Annotated in this window: 14 protein-coding genes and 2 pseudogenes; 12 read left to right on the top strand and 4 right to left on the bottom strand. The window is 65.3% G+C overall.

Translation table 11 applies throughout. The features are described 5' to 3' along the window. Positions 1-29: 29 nt before the first annotated feature. Positions 30-557: a GNAT family N-acetyltransferase gene (locus tag OKW39_RS40145; RefSeq protein ID WP_429565181.1), complete on the bottom strand. Its 528-nt coding sequence runs from the start codon at positions 555-557 to the stop codon at positions 30-32. A 150-nt stretch (positions 558-707) separates the two neighbouring features. Between OKW39_RS40145 and OKW39_RS40140 the strand changes: the two genes are divergently transcribed. The 4 genes from OKW39_RS40140 to OKW39_RS40125 all read left to right on the top strand — a co-directional run bounded on the left by OKW39_RS40140 (position 708) and on the right by OKW39_RS40125 (position 3,953). Beyond that, the gene (locus OKW39_RS40140) at positions 708-1,355 is read left to right on the top strand and encodes a VTT domain-containing protein (protein ID WP_187613097.1); all 648 of its coding nucleotides are present in this window, start codon (positions 708-710) and stop codon (positions 1,353-1,355) included. A 120-nt stretch (positions 1,356-1,475) separates the two neighbouring features. Beyond that, entirely contained in the window at positions 1,476-1,928 is a 453-nt protein-coding gene (locus OKW39_RS40135; protein WP_184065162.1) for a MarR family winged helix-turn-helix transcriptional regulator, read from the top strand. A 45-nt stretch (positions 1,929-1,973) separates the two neighbouring features. Beyond that, on the top strand, positions 1,974-2,552 hold the full coding sequence (locus OKW39_RS40130; RefSeq protein WP_187613095.1) for an isochorismatase family protein: 579 nt from the start codon (positions 1,974-1,976) through the stop codon (positions 2,550-2,552). A gap of 51 nt (positions 2,553-2,603) precedes the next feature. After that, the gene (locus OKW39_RS40125) at positions 2,604-3,953 is read left to right on the top strand and encodes an MFS transporter (protein WP_429565180.1); all 1,350 of its coding nucleotides are present in this window, start codon (positions 2,604-2,606) and stop codon (positions 3,951-3,953) included. A 40-nt stretch (positions 3,954-3,993) separates the two neighbouring features. On the opposite strand, the pseudogene OKW39_RS40120 reads toward OKW39_RS40125, so the two are convergent. Continuing rightward, positions 3,994-4,258 (bottom strand): annotated as a pseudogene (locus tag OKW39_RS40120) (LysR family transcriptional regulator); the annotation flags it as partial. A 230-nt stretch (positions 4,259-4,488) separates the two neighbouring features. Here OKW39_RS40120 and OKW39_RS40115 point away from each other — a divergent pair. Further along, on the top strand, positions 4,489-5,892 hold the full coding sequence (locus tag OKW39_RS40115) for an MFS transporter (RefSeq protein ID WP_429334085.1): 1,404 nt from the start codon (positions 4,489-4,491) through the stop codon (positions 5,890-5,892). Between the two features lie 152 nt (positions 5,893-6,044). Then, positions 6,045-6,197: pseudogene (locus OKW39_RS40110) on the top strand (type II 3-dehydroquinate dehydratase); the annotation flags it as partial. On the opposite strand, the gene OKW39_RS40105 reads toward OKW39_RS40110, so the two are convergent. Then, complete coding sequence (locus OKW39_RS40105; protein WP_429565179.1) at positions 6,194-7,273, bottom strand: hypothetical protein; 1,080 nt, start codon at positions 7,271-7,273, stop codon at positions 6,194-6,196. The pseudogene OKW39_RS40110 and the gene OKW39_RS40105 overlap by 4 nt on opposite strands. 119 nt (positions 7,274-7,392) lie before the next feature. Between OKW39_RS40105 and OKW39_RS40100 the strand changes: the two genes are divergently transcribed. The 3 genes from OKW39_RS40100 (at position 7,393) to OKW39_RS40090 (ending at position 10,254) form a co-directional block, all read left to right on the top strand. Then, positions 7,393-8,298, top strand: coding sequence for a LysR substrate-binding domain-containing protein (locus OKW39_RS40100; protein WP_429348285.1), 906 nt, complete (start codon positions 7,393-7,395; stop codon positions 8,296-8,298). A 98-nt stretch (positions 8,299-8,396) separates the two neighbouring features. Continuing rightward, positions 8,397-9,071, top strand: coding sequence for an HAD-IA family hydrolase (locus tag OKW39_RS40095; RefSeq protein ID WP_429565178.1), 675 nt, complete (start codon positions 8,397-8,399; stop codon positions 9,069-9,071). A 34-nt stretch (positions 9,072-9,105) separates the two neighbouring features. Then, positions 9,106-10,254 (top strand): DSD1 family PLP-dependent enzyme, encoded by a 1,149-nt coding sequence (locus OKW39_RS40090; protein ID WP_429565177.1) that lies wholly within the window; start codon positions 9,106-9,108, stop codon positions 10,252-10,254. Between the two features lie 9 nt (positions 10,255-10,263). Here the strand turns inward: OKW39_RS40090 and hpaR are convergent, their stop codons facing one another. Then, on the bottom strand, positions 10,264-10,671 hold the full coding sequence (hpaR, locus tag OKW39_RS40085; RefSeq protein ID WP_090806334.1) for a homoprotocatechuate degradation operon regulator HpaR: 408 nt from the start codon (positions 10,669-10,671) through the stop codon (positions 10,264-10,266). A gap of 191 nt (positions 10,672-10,862) precedes the next feature. On the opposite strand from hpaR, the gene OKW39_RS40080 reads away from it, so the two are divergent. The 3 genes from OKW39_RS40080 to hpaE are packed head-to-tail and all read left to right on the top strand — an operon-like array spanning position 10,863 to position 13,889. Continuing rightward, positions 10,863-11,636 carry a fumarylacetoacetate hydrolase family protein gene (locus tag OKW39_RS40080; protein ID WP_429565176.1) on the top strand — a complete coding sequence of 258 codons (774 nt, stop codon included), beginning with the start codon at positions 10,863-10,865 and terminating at the stop codon, positions 11,634-11,636. After that, positions 11,633-12,391, top strand: coding sequence for a fumarylacetoacetate hydrolase family protein (locus OKW39_RS40075; RefSeq protein WP_429565175.1), 759 nt, complete (start codon positions 11,633-11,635; stop codon positions 12,389-12,391). The genes OKW39_RS40080 and OKW39_RS40075 overlap by 4 nt, the downstream gene beginning before the upstream one ends. A gap of 40 nt (positions 12,392-12,431) precedes the next feature. Continuing rightward, positions 12,432-13,889 carry a 5-carboxymethyl-2-hydroxymuconate semialdehyde dehydrogenase gene (gene hpaE / locus OKW39_RS40070; RefSeq protein ID WP_429565174.1) on the top strand — a complete coding sequence of 486 codons (1,458 nt, stop codon included), beginning with the start codon at positions 12,432-12,434 and terminating at the stop codon, positions 13,887-13,889. Positions 13,890-13,953: the final 64 nt, after the last annotated feature.

Raw genomic sequence — 13,953 nt, 5'->3', positions numbered from 1 at the left:
TTCCAGTCACGCCCGCCGCTTTTTGTGCGCTAGACAAGCTCGCGCCGCATAAACACCCGTTTCGATTCATCGAGTCCGCGCGCGATATGCGCGTCGCGCCGCGCGAGCAACGCCGCGTCGAGCTCCGACGTGTCGAGATCGCGAAACCCGAGCCGCCGGTAATACGGCGCATTCCACGGCACGTCGCGATACGTCGACAGCACCAGCTGTGTCAATTGTCGCGCGCGCGCGATTCGCGCGACCTCTTCGATCAATGCGGCGCCGATGCGCCTGCCCGCGTGCGAGCTCAGCACATCGAGTTCCTGAACGTAGATGCGCGTCGGCTGCGGCTCGAACATCACGAAGCCCGCGCAGATCGTCTGCTGGTCGAGCGCGACGATGATCTCGCGCGCCTCGATCTTGCGCTCGACGACCTCGCGCGCGATAGGCGGCGCGTCGGCAATCCCGGTCATGCCGACGCTGACGAAACGCTGGCCCGCTTCGAATTCGATGGCACGAATCGTTTCGGCTTCGTGCAAAGAGGCAAAACGGAAAGTGATGGCGGAATCGTGCGACATGGCGTTGCGTCCGATGAAGACCGCCCGAGTTTGACATCGGCACCGCCACATCGACAAGCGGCATATGGCATAAACTCGCGCAAGCGCCCTGCACGCACGCTCGCGGGACTACACTCATCACATCCGAACGCCACCCGAGGCCACGCCAAGATGAACCTGATGAATGTGCTGCAGATCGCGCTGCACCTCGACCAGCACCTGAGCGCGCTGATCGTGCAGTTCGGCACGGCAATCTACGCACTGCTGTTTGTCGTCGTGTTCGTCGAATACGGTTTTCTGCCGCTGTTCTTTCTGCCCGGCGATCCGCTGATCTTCATCTGCGGCGCGCTCGCGGCCACCGGCGCATTGAACGTGTGGATCATCGCGCCCGTGCTGTTCGTCGCGACGGTGGCCGGCAGCAGCGTCGGGTACGCGATCGGCCATGCGGTCGGCGACAAGGTCTATATCCGCAACTACTACTGGCTCAATCGCGATGCGCTGCGCCGCGCCCACGTGTTCAGCGAGACGCGCGGCCGCCTGACCTTCCTGCTGTCGCCGTTCATCGCCGTGGTGCGCACGTTCGCGCCGTTCGCCGCGGGCGTGTCGCGCATGACGTTCTCGCGCTTCGTCGCGTTCGTCACCGCGGGTGCGGCGCTGTGGGTGGTCTCGCTGATCGCGGGCGGCTATCTGTTCGGCAACGTGCCGGTGGTGCGCGAGCATCTGAGTTCGCTGGTGTTGCTGGGCCTCGCGCTCGGCGGTGCGATGCTCGTCGGCGGAGCGGTATGGCGCTTTTTCAACCGGCGCATGCGGGCGCGCTGAGGCCATCGTGGCGACGTTTCGGCGTACGGCCTCCCGCCACCTCAAAACTTGACCCGGGCGAGATACGAAGGTAACCTTATCAGGAAACCTTCACATCATGTCATCGCACGAGTTCACCGCATGACCCAATCCCCTCCCGCAGTTACGCCGGAAGAACTTCATACGCTCGCCGAAGATCTGCGCGTGCTGGCGGGCAAGCTGCGCCGGCGTCTGCGCGAAGAGTCGCATGTCGGCGACTTCACGCCGTCGCAGGTGCAGGTGCTGAACTTGCTGGAACGCGAAGGCCCGGCCACCGTCACCTCGCTCGCGCGTGCGCACGGCATGCGGCCGCAGTCGATGGGAGAAACGCTCGCGGTCCTGAAAGCCGCGGGGCTCGTCAGCGGCACGCCCGATCCTAACGATGGACGGCAGACGGTTCTGTCGCTGACACCCTCCTTTCGCAAGAAGGTCAAGGCAAGCCGCGCGGCACGCGAAGACTGGCTGTACCGCACGATTCAAACGCGTTTCACGGCAGCCGAACAGCAACAACTCGCGACGGGCGTCGACTTGCTGAAACGCCTCGTCGATTTGTAACTCGCGATTCGCGCACACGCGTCCCGCCACTCGCAGGAGCACTTCATGGCACTCACGACTCTCGACGCCAAAACCGCACTGGTCGTCGTCGACCTGCAGCGCGGCATCGTCGCGCTGCCCACCGCCCCCCATCCGGCCCGCGAAATCGTCGAACGCTCGGTTACGCTGCTCGATGCGTTCCGCCGCCACGGCCTGCCCGTCGTGCTCGTGAACGTCACCGCCGGCGCACCGGGCCGCACCGACCAGGGTCGCCACTCCGCCGACTTCCCGCCCGATTTCGCCGACCTTCTGCCCGAACTGAAGCAGCAGCCGTCGGACCATCTGGTCACGAAGCGCACGTGGGGCGCCTTCACGAACACGGACCTGGCCGCGTATCTGCAACAGCAAGGCGTCACGCAAGTGGTGCTCGTCGGTGTCGCGACCAGCATCGGCGTCGAATCGACCGCGCGCTTCGCGAGCGAGGCGGGCCTGAACGTCACGCTCGTCGTCGACGCGATGACTGATCTGAACGCCGACGCGCACACCAACAGCATCACGCGCATCTTCCCGCGCCTCGGCGAAACCGGCACGACGCGGGAAGTGCTCGATCTGCTCGAACGTTCGCGCGCTGAAAGCCTGAATTGAAGCCGGCCGCTACCCGCATGCGGCCCACCCCGCGTTGAGGAAACCCCTGCCGTGAGCACCACGTTCCGTTCGCTGCGCATATTCAACTATCGTGTCTGGGCGAGCGGCGCGATCGTCTCGAACATCGGCACATGGATGCAGCGCACGGCGCAGGACTGGCTCGTGCTCACCGAGCTTACGCATCACAACGCGACGGCGGTGGGCATCGTGATGTCGCTGCAGTTCGGGCCGCAGATGCTGTTGCTGCCGCTCACCGGCTACGCGGCCGATCACTTCGACCGCCGCAAGCTGCTGTTCGCGACCCAGGCGGCAATGGGTACGCTGGCGCTCGCGCTCGGTCTGCTCACGGTCACGGGGCTCGTGCAGCTATGGCAGGTCTACATATTCGCGGGCCTGCTCGGCTGCGTGACCGCGTTCGATTCCCCCGCACGCCAAACCTTCGTATCCGACCTCGTCGGCGAACGCGATCTCGCGAATGCCGTCGCGCTGAACTCCACGTCGTTCAACGCCGCGCGCATGCTCGGGCCAGCGGTCGCGGGTCTGTTGATCGCGTCGGTGGGCAGTGGCTGGGTGTTTCTGATCAACGCGCTTTCGTTCGTCGCCGTGCTCGGTGCACTGCGCATGCTGCGGCTGGACCAGTTACATATCAAGCCGCGCAATGTGCGCTCGCGCGGCAGCTTCGTCGAAGGCTTCAAATATGTCTGGACACGCCCCGATCTGAAGGCGGCGCTCCTGATGCTGTTCCTGATCGGCACCTTCGGCCTGAACTTCCCGATCTTCATCTCGACGATGTCCGTCACCGCGTTCCGTGCGGGCGCGGGCGAGTACGGCGTGCTCAGCTCGACGATGGCGATTGGCTCGGTCACCGGCGCTCTGCTCGCCGCGCGCCGCGCGCGGCCCACCATGGGGCTGCTGCTCGGCGCCGGCGCGATGTTCGGCGTCGGCTGCACGGCGGCTGCGCTGATGCCGAACTACGTGCTGTTCGGCATCGTGCTGATCGCGATCGGCGTGTCGACGCAGACCTTCACCACCTCGACCAATAGCCTCGTGCAACTGACCACCGAACCGGCCATGCGCGGCCGCGTGATCGCGATCCTGCTCGCGATCGCGCTCGGCGGCACACCGCTCGGCGCGCCGGTGGTCGGCTGGGTCGCCGACCGTTTCGGGCCACGCTGGGCGCTCGGCGTCGGCGCTGCATCGGGCTTCGGCGCCGCGCTCGTCGGACTTGTCTATCTGATGCGATACCGGCAACTGCGTTTCTATCGCGAAGGCTGGCGCCTGCGTTACAGCATCGAAGATCCGCGGCCCGTCACGGCCACCACGGTCATTCCCGACTCCGTAACGACGGTTCAGCGTAGCGAGCTGGACGAGGCGGAAGAGGATACGGCTTCGAGCGTGTAAACGCGCAAGCGTGTGAGCACCGGATCCGGGCAGGCGCAGCTCAGAGTCCGCCCACGCCGCGCGTCACCAGTGCACACGGTCCGCGCGTCAGCTGCTCCCCGAGAAACTCGATGCACACCTGAATCCGCGCCGACGACGACAAGCGCTCGGCCGTCACCGCCCACACTCCCGTATCCCTCCTTCGCCCACTGCACGACGATGTCGCTCAGATTCGACGCGACCGTGCCCGTCACCTTCACGCTCCTTTCGCCATGCGGCCCGCTCAGGCGCCAGACCCCGAAGCGGTCGTCGCGGCCGCGAAACAGTGGGGCAAGGGGCAGTCGCTTGAAGCCGGTTTGAATGCAATGCCCGGCGCACTCAGGCCGTGGTTAACCCGGAGTGCGCCGCGGCAGCTCGTGACACGCGTCGATCCATCCCGTTGTGCGGCACCGCGGCAACGAGACCAGGAAAATCCTGGCTTGCGCGGCGCCCGTTTAAAGGCGCCAATGATTCAGCCGTAGAAGCTGACAAAAACATTTCGCATTCAGGAGGCGTCATGCAAACGAACGCATCGGCAAGCAGCGGGCATAGCTCGCAGGCGCGCAAGGCTACCGCCAGCGGCTGGATCGGCTCGGCACTCGAGTACTACGATTTCTTCATCTATGCGCAGGCCGCCGCCCTGATCTTTCCTCAGTTGTTCTTCCCTTCCGGTAATCCCAAGATCGCGATCGTCGCATCGCTCGCAACCTACGGCGTCGGCTACGTCGCGCGGCCGATCGGCGCGGTCGTGCTCGGGCACTGGGGCGATACACACGGGCGCAAGAACGTACTGCTCGTCTGCATGTTCCTGATGGGTCTGTCGACGATGGCGGTCGGTCTGCTGCCGACCTATCAGCACGTCGGCTTTCTCGCGCCGGTGCTGCTCGTCGTGCTGCGACTGATCCAGGGTTTCGCGGTCGCTGGTGAAATCTCGGGCGCCAGTTCGATGATCCTCGAACACGCGCCATTCGGGCGACGCGGCTTTTACGCGAGCTTCACGCTGCAAGGCGTGCAGGCCGGCCAGATTCTGGCCGCCGCGATCTTCCTGCCGCTCGCCTATTTCATGAACGACGCCTCGTTCAATGCGTGGGGCTGGCGCATTCCGTTCCTGCTCAGCGCGGTCGTGCTGATCGCCGGGTACATCATCCGCCGCGAAGTCGAGGAAACGCCCGCGTTCGAGAAGGAGGACGCGAGCGGAGGCGTGCCGCGCTCGCCGATCGTCGAAGCATTCAAGTACAACTGGGGCGACATGCTGCGCGTCGTGCTGTGCTCGCTGATGAATGTGATCCCGGTCGTCGCGACGATCTTCGGCGCGGCGTACGCGGTGCAGCCGTCGTACGGCATCGGCTTTTCGAAGAGCCTGTATCTGTGGATTCCGGTGATCGGCAACATCGTCGCGGTGCTGGTGATTCCGTACGTGGGCAATCTGTCCGACCGGATCGGGCGGCGTATGCCGATCATCGTCGGCTCGCTCGGCGCAGGGCTGCTGTCTTTCGCGTATCTGTACGCGATCAGCATCCGCAACGTGCCGCTTGCGATGGTGGTGTCGATCCTGATGTGGGGCGTCATCTATCAAGGCTACAACGCGATCTTCCCGAGCTTCTATCCGGAACTGTTCCCGACCCGTTCGCGCGTCTCCGCGATGGCGATCGGCCAGAACATCGGCACGACGATCACCGCGCTGCTGCCGGCGCTGTTCGCCTACGTCGCGCCGCCGGGATCGCACAACGTGCCGCTGACGATCGGCGCGATCACGTTCGCCATCACGATCGTCTGCGCGATCGCCGCATGGAGCGCGCGTGAGAACTTCCGTGTGCGGCTGGGCGACCTCGGCGCAAAGAACGTCGTGCCGCTCGACAAGCTCAGCTACGACGCAATGCGCGCGCAGAGCATGGCCGACGCGAAAAAGGCCGCTGCTTGAGCCCGCTTGCCCTTTAACGCGTCTTGATCAGGACTTTCAGGGAACCCGCTCATGAACCGCACCCGGATCGCCGTCGCCGGCGCGGGCACGTTCGGCTCGCTCGCGGTACCGACGATGCGCCTGAAGACCTACGCCAAAGCCGCGGACCGGGCGAAGCGTTCGGGCATCAGTCGGTGTTTGCGGAGATCGTCAAAGGACAGATTTGCGGCTTCGGCGTGGACAGCTATATGCTCGGGCTGCGCGGCGGTATCGGCGGCGGGCTAGCCACGGAAATACGCCGCGCGGCGCTGGCCTCGCACGGCTAGCGCCATGTTTCGGTCAACTCGTTGGCCAGCACCATCTTCTGGCGCACCGCCTCGACGAAGGCCGCGTCGATGCCCGCCTGCGCCTTCAGGAATTTAAGCGCGGCGGAATGCACGGCGCGCAACGCGCCGCCGTCGATGCCCGTCATACGCGCCGCGCCGCGGCGCGTTTCCTCGACCAGATCGCGCGCGCTCGTGAAGTCGGGCGACAAGCCGCATTGCGCGTCGAACGCGGCGCGCAGACGGGCCGCGTAGTCGCGCGACTCGCCGAGCCGCTCCATATCGATCAGCAAATCGACGCCCTCGCCCATGCGCAGCGCGCAGAGGATCCACAACGCAATGAACGCGCGATACGCGTTGTCGCTGTCCACCGTGCGCGCGAATTGCTCGCAGGCGACGGCATACGCGTCATCGGGCATCGACGGTAGCGGCGGCAGGCGTACGCCGCACACGCCGATCGCTTCGCGCACCAGCGGGTCCATCTGATTCAGACCGAGCACGCGAAACGGCGCGGCGACAAAGAATGCATTGCTCCACTGCTGCCGCAGCATCCAACCCGATGCGAACTGCGATGCGGGATTGCGCAGCACGCCCACGTGCAGCGCCTCGGCAAACGCGCGCTTCAGCCACGGCAGACGACCGCCCGTGCGGCAAAACTTGAAGACGGGCACGCGGCCCTGCTCGATCGTGTGCTCGCTCAGCGCACGCAGATAGGCCTGCAGTGACGGGAATGTCGCATCGGGATCGCGCGTAAAGCGATCGATGCTGAAGCGCCGCTCGTAACCCGCCACGCCGCGCGCATCTTCGCGCAGAAACGGGCGGTATTCGTCGAAGTAGGGTGCGGCGAGCGGCGGGTGCCCCGAGGTCAAGGTCGGCCGCGAGGCGGGCACGTCGGCGGGTTTGAGATCGGCGAGCACATTGCTGAGCGGCTCGTAAAAACCGGCCGCCCGCTCGTGTTCGCGCAGCCGCGACCACACCCATGTGCCCGCGCTGCGCCAGCCCGTGTGCAGAAAAACCGCCTGTTTCAGCGGAGTATTGGGCGCGGCGTCGTACGCGGACGACTCATGAGGCAACGGCATGGGACTTCTCTTCCAATAGTTGGATCAATAGACTGGAAGCGCCACTTTACCCTGTGATCGATCCGGACGCATTATGCTGCGAGATTCCCCGCTCCCGCCATTGCACCCAGCTCGCACCCATGAACGATTCGGCCGATATCCGCTTCCTGCTCACGCTGCGCGCGAGCGGCAGCCTGATCGCCGCCGCGCGCCGACTCGCGCTGTCGCCGTCGGCGGTCACGCAGCGCCTGCAGCAACTCGAAAAGAAGCTCGGCATGCAGCTCGTGAACCGCAGCGCGCGCCGCCTGCAATTCACCGACGAAGGCCTGCTGCTGTGCGAGCGCGGCGCCGAACTGATCGAGCAGTTCGACGCGTTGTTCGACGATCTGCAAACGCGCCGCGGCGGCCTCGTCGGCACGCTGAAGATCAATGCGCCGCTCGGTTTCGGACGACGCCATCTGGCGCCGCTGATCGGCGAGTTCCAGCAGCAGAACCCCGACATCGACGTCGCGCTGACGCTGTCCGACCGGCCCTTGACCGAAACGCTCGATCGCTTCGATATCGTCGTGCATATCGGCGAGCTGCCGCCGTCGAACCTGGTCGGCTATACGATCGCGCCGAACGCGCGCTTCGTCTGCGCGGCGCCCGCGCTCGTCAGGCGAATCGGCCAGCCCGAATCGCCGGATGCGTTGAGCCGGCTGCCATGCATCGTGCTGCGCGAAAACAATGAGGACGTGTCACTGTGGCAGTTCAGCAAGGGCCGCACGCGCCGCGGCGTGCGCGTGTCCGCGCATCTGAGTTGCAACGACGGTGACGTGATCCGCCAATGGGCCTGCGAGGGACGCGGCGTGATTCTGCGCTCCGAATGGGACGTCGCCGAGGATCTTGCGAAGGGCAAACTCGTGCGTCTGCTGCCGGGCTGGAAAGCGCCGGACGCGAACGTGATCGCGCTCACGCATCAGCGGGCGGGACTGCCCGCGCGCACGCGCCATTTCATGCAGTATCTGCAAGGCCGCTTCAGGCCGTTGCCACCGTGGCGGCGGTGATTCAGTCCATCTGAATCTAACAGTCAACCTATCTGAACGCTGACGTACTATCGAAAACCTATAATTGACTCATCCTCAACAGCCGGCCCCATGCAATCATGACTGCCGCCGCCCATTCCACCGACACCCCCGCCTACCCCGACGCGGTCCTGTTCGACCTCCTAACCGCCCTGCTCGACTCGTGGACCTCATGGAACCGTGCGGCAGGCTCCGACGAAGCGGGCCGCGCATGGCGTGCCGCCTATCTGCGTCTGACATACGGCTGCGGCCGCTACGTTCCCTACGAACAACTGGTGCGCGAGGCCGCCACGCAAGTCGGTTTGTCCGAATCGGCCGCGAACGCGCTCCAGGCGAACTGGCTGAACCTGACGCCGTGGCCCGGCGCGCTCGGTGCGTTGCACGCGCTCGCGCCGCACTGCAAGCTCGCGGTCGTCACCAATTGCTCGACGCGGCTCGGCTCGCAGGCGGCCGCGCTCTTGCCCGTGAGCTGGGACGCGATCGTGACCGCCGAGGAAGCCGGCGTCTACAAGCCGGACCCGCAACCGTACCGCCTCGCGCTCGACAAGCTCGGCGTCGAGCCGCGCCGCGCCGCGTTCGTCGCCGGCTCGAGCTACGACATGTTCGGCACCGCGGCCGTCGGTTTGCGGACTTACTGGCACAACCACGTCGCCCTGCCGCTCGTCACGGGAGCGCAGGCGCCCGAGGTCGAAGCGGCCTCGCTCGATGGGCTGGTGCCGTGGCTCGCAGGCTTTGGCCGCGATCGTCGTCACTGAATCTCCAACCTCACCTCGCTCCTCAGGTGCAAACATGAAACTCGAACAGATCGAAACCCCGGCCGCGCTGATCGACGTCGCGCGGATGCAGAAGAACATCGCGCGGATGCAGGGGCGGATGAATGCGCTCGGCGTCGCGTTCCGGCCGCACGTGAAGACCACCAAGTGCATCGACGTCATGCGCGCGCAGATCGCCGCCGGCGCGCGCGGCATTACGGTGTCGACGCTGAAGGAAGCGGAAGCGTTCTTCGCGGCCGGCGTCGACGACATCCTGTACGCCGTCAGCATGGTTCCGTCGAAGCTGCCGCGCGCGCTCGCGCTGCGCCGCCAGGGCTGCGAACTGAAGCTCGTGGTCGACAATCCGACCGCCGCCACGGCGATCGCCGCGTTCGGCGACCAGCACGGCGAAACGTTCGAGGTCTGGATCGAGGTCGATACGGACGGACATCGCTCGGGCATCCAGCCCGAACAGCAGACGCTGCTCGACGTCGGGCGGATTCTGCACGAGAACGGCGTGAAGGTCGGCGGCGTGATGACCCATGCGGGTTCGAGCTACGAGTTGAATACGCCTGAGGCGCTCGCCGCGCTCGCGGAGCAGGAGCGCGCGGGCTGCGTGCGCGCCGCCGAACGGTTGCGCGAGGCGGGCATCGCGTGTCCGGCCGTCAGCGTCGGTTCGACGCCGACCGCGCTCGCCGCGCGGCATCTCGAAGGCGTCACCGAGGTGCGGGCCGGCGTCTACGTGCTGTTCGATCTGGTCATGCACAACGTGGGCGTTTGCACGCTCGACGACATCGCGCTTAGCGTACTCACGACCGTGATCGGTCATCAGGAAGACAAAGGCTGGGCGATTCTCGACGCGGGCTGGATGGCGTTAAGCCGTGATCGCGGTACGTCGCGGCAGTCGCACGATTTCGGCTATGGGCAGCCGTGTTTGCTCAATGGCACGTTGCTGCCGGACTATGTCGTGAGCGGCGCCAATCAGGAGCATGGGATTCTTGCGGCGGTTGCGGCCGATGCGCGAGCCGATGCACGGACCGACGACATCGCGCAGCGCTTTCCGATCGGTACGAAACTGCGCATCCTGCCGAACCACGCTTGTGCGACCGGCGCGCAGTTCCCCGAGTATCACGCGGTTGCGCCGGACGGCAGCAGCGTCGAATGGCAGCGATTTTACGGCTGGTAAGTCAGCGCGTCACTCATCCTCTTCCGACAACCCCGCCAACAGATCGTCGACCGCGCGATACACGCGCTCGACGATCTCCGGTCCCACCTTGCGCTCGAGCTCGCGATAGTGCGCCTCGAGATCCTTCGAAATCACGCGCACCAGGTCGACGCTCGTATCGGTCAGCGACACGAGCACGCGCCGCTGATCCTCCGCGAAACGTTCTTTCGTCACGAGTTCCATGCTCTCCATGCGCGCGAGCACGCCGGCCATGCTCGGGCTCGAAATCGTGCAGATGTCGGAGATGTGGCGCGGCTCCATCGGGCCGTGCTCGTTGAGCGCGCGAATCACTCGCCATTGCTGCTCGGTGAGTCCATGCGCGGTGATCAACGGACGAAAACGCTCCATCATTTTTTCGCGGGCGCGTAACAACAGCATCGGCAAATTGCGGTGCAAAACTCGGGTGGACGCAGCGGACATGGCGGCAAGGAATCAGAAAAAAACAGCTGTCGAAGCTTACGGGAAAACCCGCGATCAACCGGCAGCCTATTGACCGTCGATGATATCAAGCGGGATACTACTAACATCTTAGTGTTTTCGCAAAACTTTCGCCACGAGGCTGCGCATTTATGTTTGCCCTTGCCGATCATCTGCTGCATCCCGAAGGCGACGCGCTGCCTCGCGACGTGGATGCGCACACCGCGGCCGCGTTGCTGGCACGCGGCGTTGCGTGTCGCGCGCCGGTCAGCGGCGTCGTGTACGGCGCCCTGCTGAACGATCGCGCCGCCTTGAACGCGCTGGGCGACGCAGTGCATGCGGCACCGTACAAGGCACCGCCGAAAGCGCCGATTCTGTATCTGAAGCCGCGCAACACGCTGGCCGGGCATCGGGCGCGCGTGGTCGTGCCGGATAACACGCTCGGCGTCGAGGTCGGCGCGTCACTCGGCATCGTGATCGGCCGTACCGCGACGCGCGTCGGCGTCGAGCGCGCGGCGGACTACATCGCCGGCTATACGCTGGTCGGCGATCTGAGCGTGCCGCATACCAACGTGTATCGCCCGAACGTGCGACTGCGCGCATGCGACGGCTTCTGCGTGATCGGACCGGCGCTCGTCGCCGCGCGCCACGTCGCCGCGCCGGATCGGCTCGACATCGCCGTCTCGCTGAACCGCGCCGAACCGTTCACGGCAAGCACCGCAACCTCGGTGCGCAACGTCGCGCAATTGCTCGCCGACGTCACCGATTTCATGACGCTGAACGCGGGCGACGTGCTCACGCTCGGCGTCCGGCACGGCTCGCCGGTCGCGCACGTCGGCGATACGGCCACGCTGTCGATCGGCACGCTGCCGCCCTTAACCATATCGTTCATCGGCATGGATCAACGAAACGGAGAACTGTCATGATGCGCGGTCGCGTCGCCTATGCGGGAGCGATTCACGAAGCGTATCCGCACGAGCAGGGTGTGCGCCTAGCCGACGGCCGCGTGCGTCGCGAGGACGAAGTGGTCTGGCTTGCGCCGATCGAAGTCGGCACGATCTTCGCGCTCGGTCTGAACTACGCCGAGCACGCGAAGGAATTGCAGTTCAGCAAACAGGAAGAACCGCTGGTGTTTCTGAAGGGGCCCGGCACGGTGCTCGGCCATCGCGGCGTCACGCGTCGCCCCGCCGACGTCACGTTCATGCACTACGAGTGCGAGCTCGCGGTCGTGATCGGGCGAACCGCGCAAAACGTCGCGCGTGAAGACGCCATGCAGCACGTGGCGGGCTACATGATCGCGAACGACTACGCGATTCGCGACTACCTCGAAAATTACTATCGCCCGAATCTGCGCGTGAAGAATCGCGACGGCGGCACGGTGCTCGGCCCCTGGTTCGTCGACGCCGCCGACGTCGCCGACGTCACGCAGCTCGAGCTGCGCACGTTCGTCAACGGCACGCGTCAGCAATGCGGCAATACGCGCGATCTCGTCACGGGCATCCGCGCACTGATCGAATACCTGAGCGGCTTCATGACGCTCGCGCCCGGCGACGTGATCCTGACCGGCACGCCCGAAGGCATCGTCAACGTCAACACGGGCGACGAAGTCGTCTGCGAAATCGACGGCCTCGGCCGTCTCGTCAACACGATCGCCTCGGACGCGGACTTCGGCCGCGCCTGATCGACAGCAAAAACCCACCGAACAGCGAAAGGACAAGGCAATGCCGATCGACCATCTGATCAACGGCGAGGCGTGCACCTCGAGCGACTATTTCGAAACCGTCAATCCGGCCACCCAGGAAGTGCTCGCCGAGGTCGCACGCGGCGGCGCGAAGGAGATCGATGCGGCCGTGCAAGCGGCCAAAGGCGCCTTCCCCGCCTGGGCCGCGAAACCCGCCGCGGAACGCGCGAAGCTGATTCGTAAACTCGGCGAGCTGATCACGAAGCACGTGCCGGAAATATCGGAGACCGAAACGAAGGACACCGGCCAGACGATCTCGCAGACGCGCAAGCAACTGGTGCCGCGCGCGGCCGACAACTTCAGCTATTTCGCCGAGATGTGCACGCGCGTCGACGGCCACACGTACCCGACCGACTCGCATCTGAACTACACGCTGTTTCATCCGGTCGGCGTGTGCGCGCTCATCTCGCCGTGGAACGTGCCGTTCATGACGGCCACCTGGAAGGTGGCGCCCTGCCTCGCGTTCGGCAACACCGCTGTGCTGAAGATGAGCGAGCTGTCGCCGCTGAGCGCCTCGATGCTCGGCAAGCTCGCGCTCGAAGCGGGCATCCCGGCGGGCGTGCTGAACGTCGTGCACGGCTATGGCAAGGAAGCGGGCGAACCACTCGTCGCGCACCGCGACGTGCGCGCGGTGTCGTTCACCGGGTCGACCGCGACCGGCAATCGCATCGTGCAGACCGCAGGCCTGAAGAAGTTCTCGATGGAGCTTGGCGGCAAGTCGCCGTTCGTGATCTTCGACGACGCCGACTTCGAACGCGCGCTCGACGCCGCGGTGTTCATGATCTTCTCGAACAATGGCGAGCGCTGCACCGCGGGCTCGCGCATTTTCGTGCCGCGCTCCATTTACGCGCGGTTTGCCGAGCGCTTCGTCGAGCGCGCGAAGCGTCTGACGGTGGGCGATCCGCTCGCGGACAGCACGATCGTCGGCCCTATGATCAGCCAGGGGCATCTCGCGAAAGTGCGCAGCTATATCGAACTCGGCCCGAAGGAAGGTGCCACGCTTGCGTGCGGCGGGCTCGATACGCCCGAGTTGCCCGACGCCTTGCGTCACGGCAATTTCGTCACGCCGACCGTGTTCGTCGACGTCGACAACCGTATGCGCATCGCGCAGGAAGAGATCTTCGGACCGGTCGCGTGCCTGATTCCGTTCGACTGTGAAGCCGAGGCGATCCGTCTCGCCAACGATATTTCGTATGGTCTGTCGAGCTATATCTGGACCGAGAACACGGGCCGCGCGTTGCGCGTGGCGGCCGCCGTCGAAGCCGGCATGTGCTTCGTGAACAGCCAGAACGTGCGCGATCTGCGCCAGCCGTTCGGCGGCACGAAGGCGTCGGGTGTCGGCCGTGAAGGCGGGACGTGGAGCTACGAAGTGTTCCTCGAACCGAAGAACGTCTGCGTGTCGCTCGGCTCGCATCATATTCCGCGCTGGGGCAATTGATCGCGACGTCAAACGAAATTGCTAAAGCATCGGACCGGAGTAAGAGCTGACGCTCTAACTCCGC

Origin of the sequence: Paraburkholderia sp. MM6662-R1 (assembly GCF_050436245.1) — a bacterium.
Lineage (GTDB): Bacteria > Pseudomonadota > Gammaproteobacteria > Burkholderiales > Burkholderiaceae > Paraburkholderia > Paraburkholderia tuberum.
The sequence above is the reverse complement of the archived record's forward strand: the minus strand, read 5'-3'. Positions and strand labels throughout refer to the sequence as shown.

Excerpts from the sequence above, each read along its gene's own strand:
- OKW39_RS40145 (WP_429565181.1), bottom strand. The coding sequence starts at position 557 with ATGTCGCACGATTCCGCCATCACTTTCCGTTTTGCCTCTTTGCACGAA.
- OKW39_RS40140 (WP_187613097.1), top strand. The coding sequence starts at position 708 with ATGAACCTGATGAATGTGCTGCAGATCGCGCTGCACCTCGACCAGCAC.
- OKW39_RS40135 (WP_184065162.1), top strand. The coding sequence starts at position 1,476 with ATGACCCAATCCCCTCCCGCAGTTACGCCGGAAGAACTTCATACGCTC.
- OKW39_RS40130 (WP_187613095.1), top strand. The coding sequence starts at position 1,974 with ATGGCACTCACGACTCTCGACGCCAAAACCGCACTGGTCGTCGTCGAC.
- OKW39_RS40115 (WP_429334085.1), top strand. The coding sequence starts at position 4,489 with ATGCAAACGAACGCATCGGCAAGCAGCGGGCATAGCTCGCAGGCGCGC.
- OKW39_RS40105 (WP_429565179.1), bottom strand. The coding sequence starts at position 7,273 with ATGCCGTTGCCTCATGAGTCGTCCGCGTACGACGCCGCGCCCAATACT.
- OKW39_RS40100 (WP_429348285.1), top strand. The coding sequence starts at position 7,393 with ATGAACGATTCGGCCGATATCCGCTTCCTGCTCACGCTGCGCGCGAGC.
- OKW39_RS40095 (WP_429565178.1), top strand. The coding sequence starts at position 8,397 with ATGACTGCCGCCGCCCATTCCACCGACACCCCCGCCTACCCCGACGCG.
- OKW39_RS40090 (WP_429565177.1), top strand. The coding sequence starts at position 9,106 with ATGAAACTCGAACAGATCGAAACCCCGGCCGCGCTGATCGACGTCGCG.
- hpaR (WP_090806334.1), bottom strand. The coding sequence starts at position 10,671 with ATGCTGTTGTTACGCGCCCGCGAAAAAATGATGGAGCGTTTTCGTCCG.
- OKW39_RS40080 (WP_429565176.1), top strand. The coding sequence starts at position 10,863 with ATGTTTGCCCTTGCCGATCATCTGCTGCATCCCGAAGGCGACGCGCTG.
- OKW39_RS40075 (WP_429565175.1), top strand. The coding sequence starts at position 11,633 with ATGATGCGCGGTCGCGTCGCCTATGCGGGAGCGATTCACGAAGCGTAT.
- hpaE (WP_429565174.1), top strand. The coding sequence starts at position 12,432 with ATGCCGATCGACCATCTGATCAACGGCGAGGCGTGCACCTCGAGCGAC.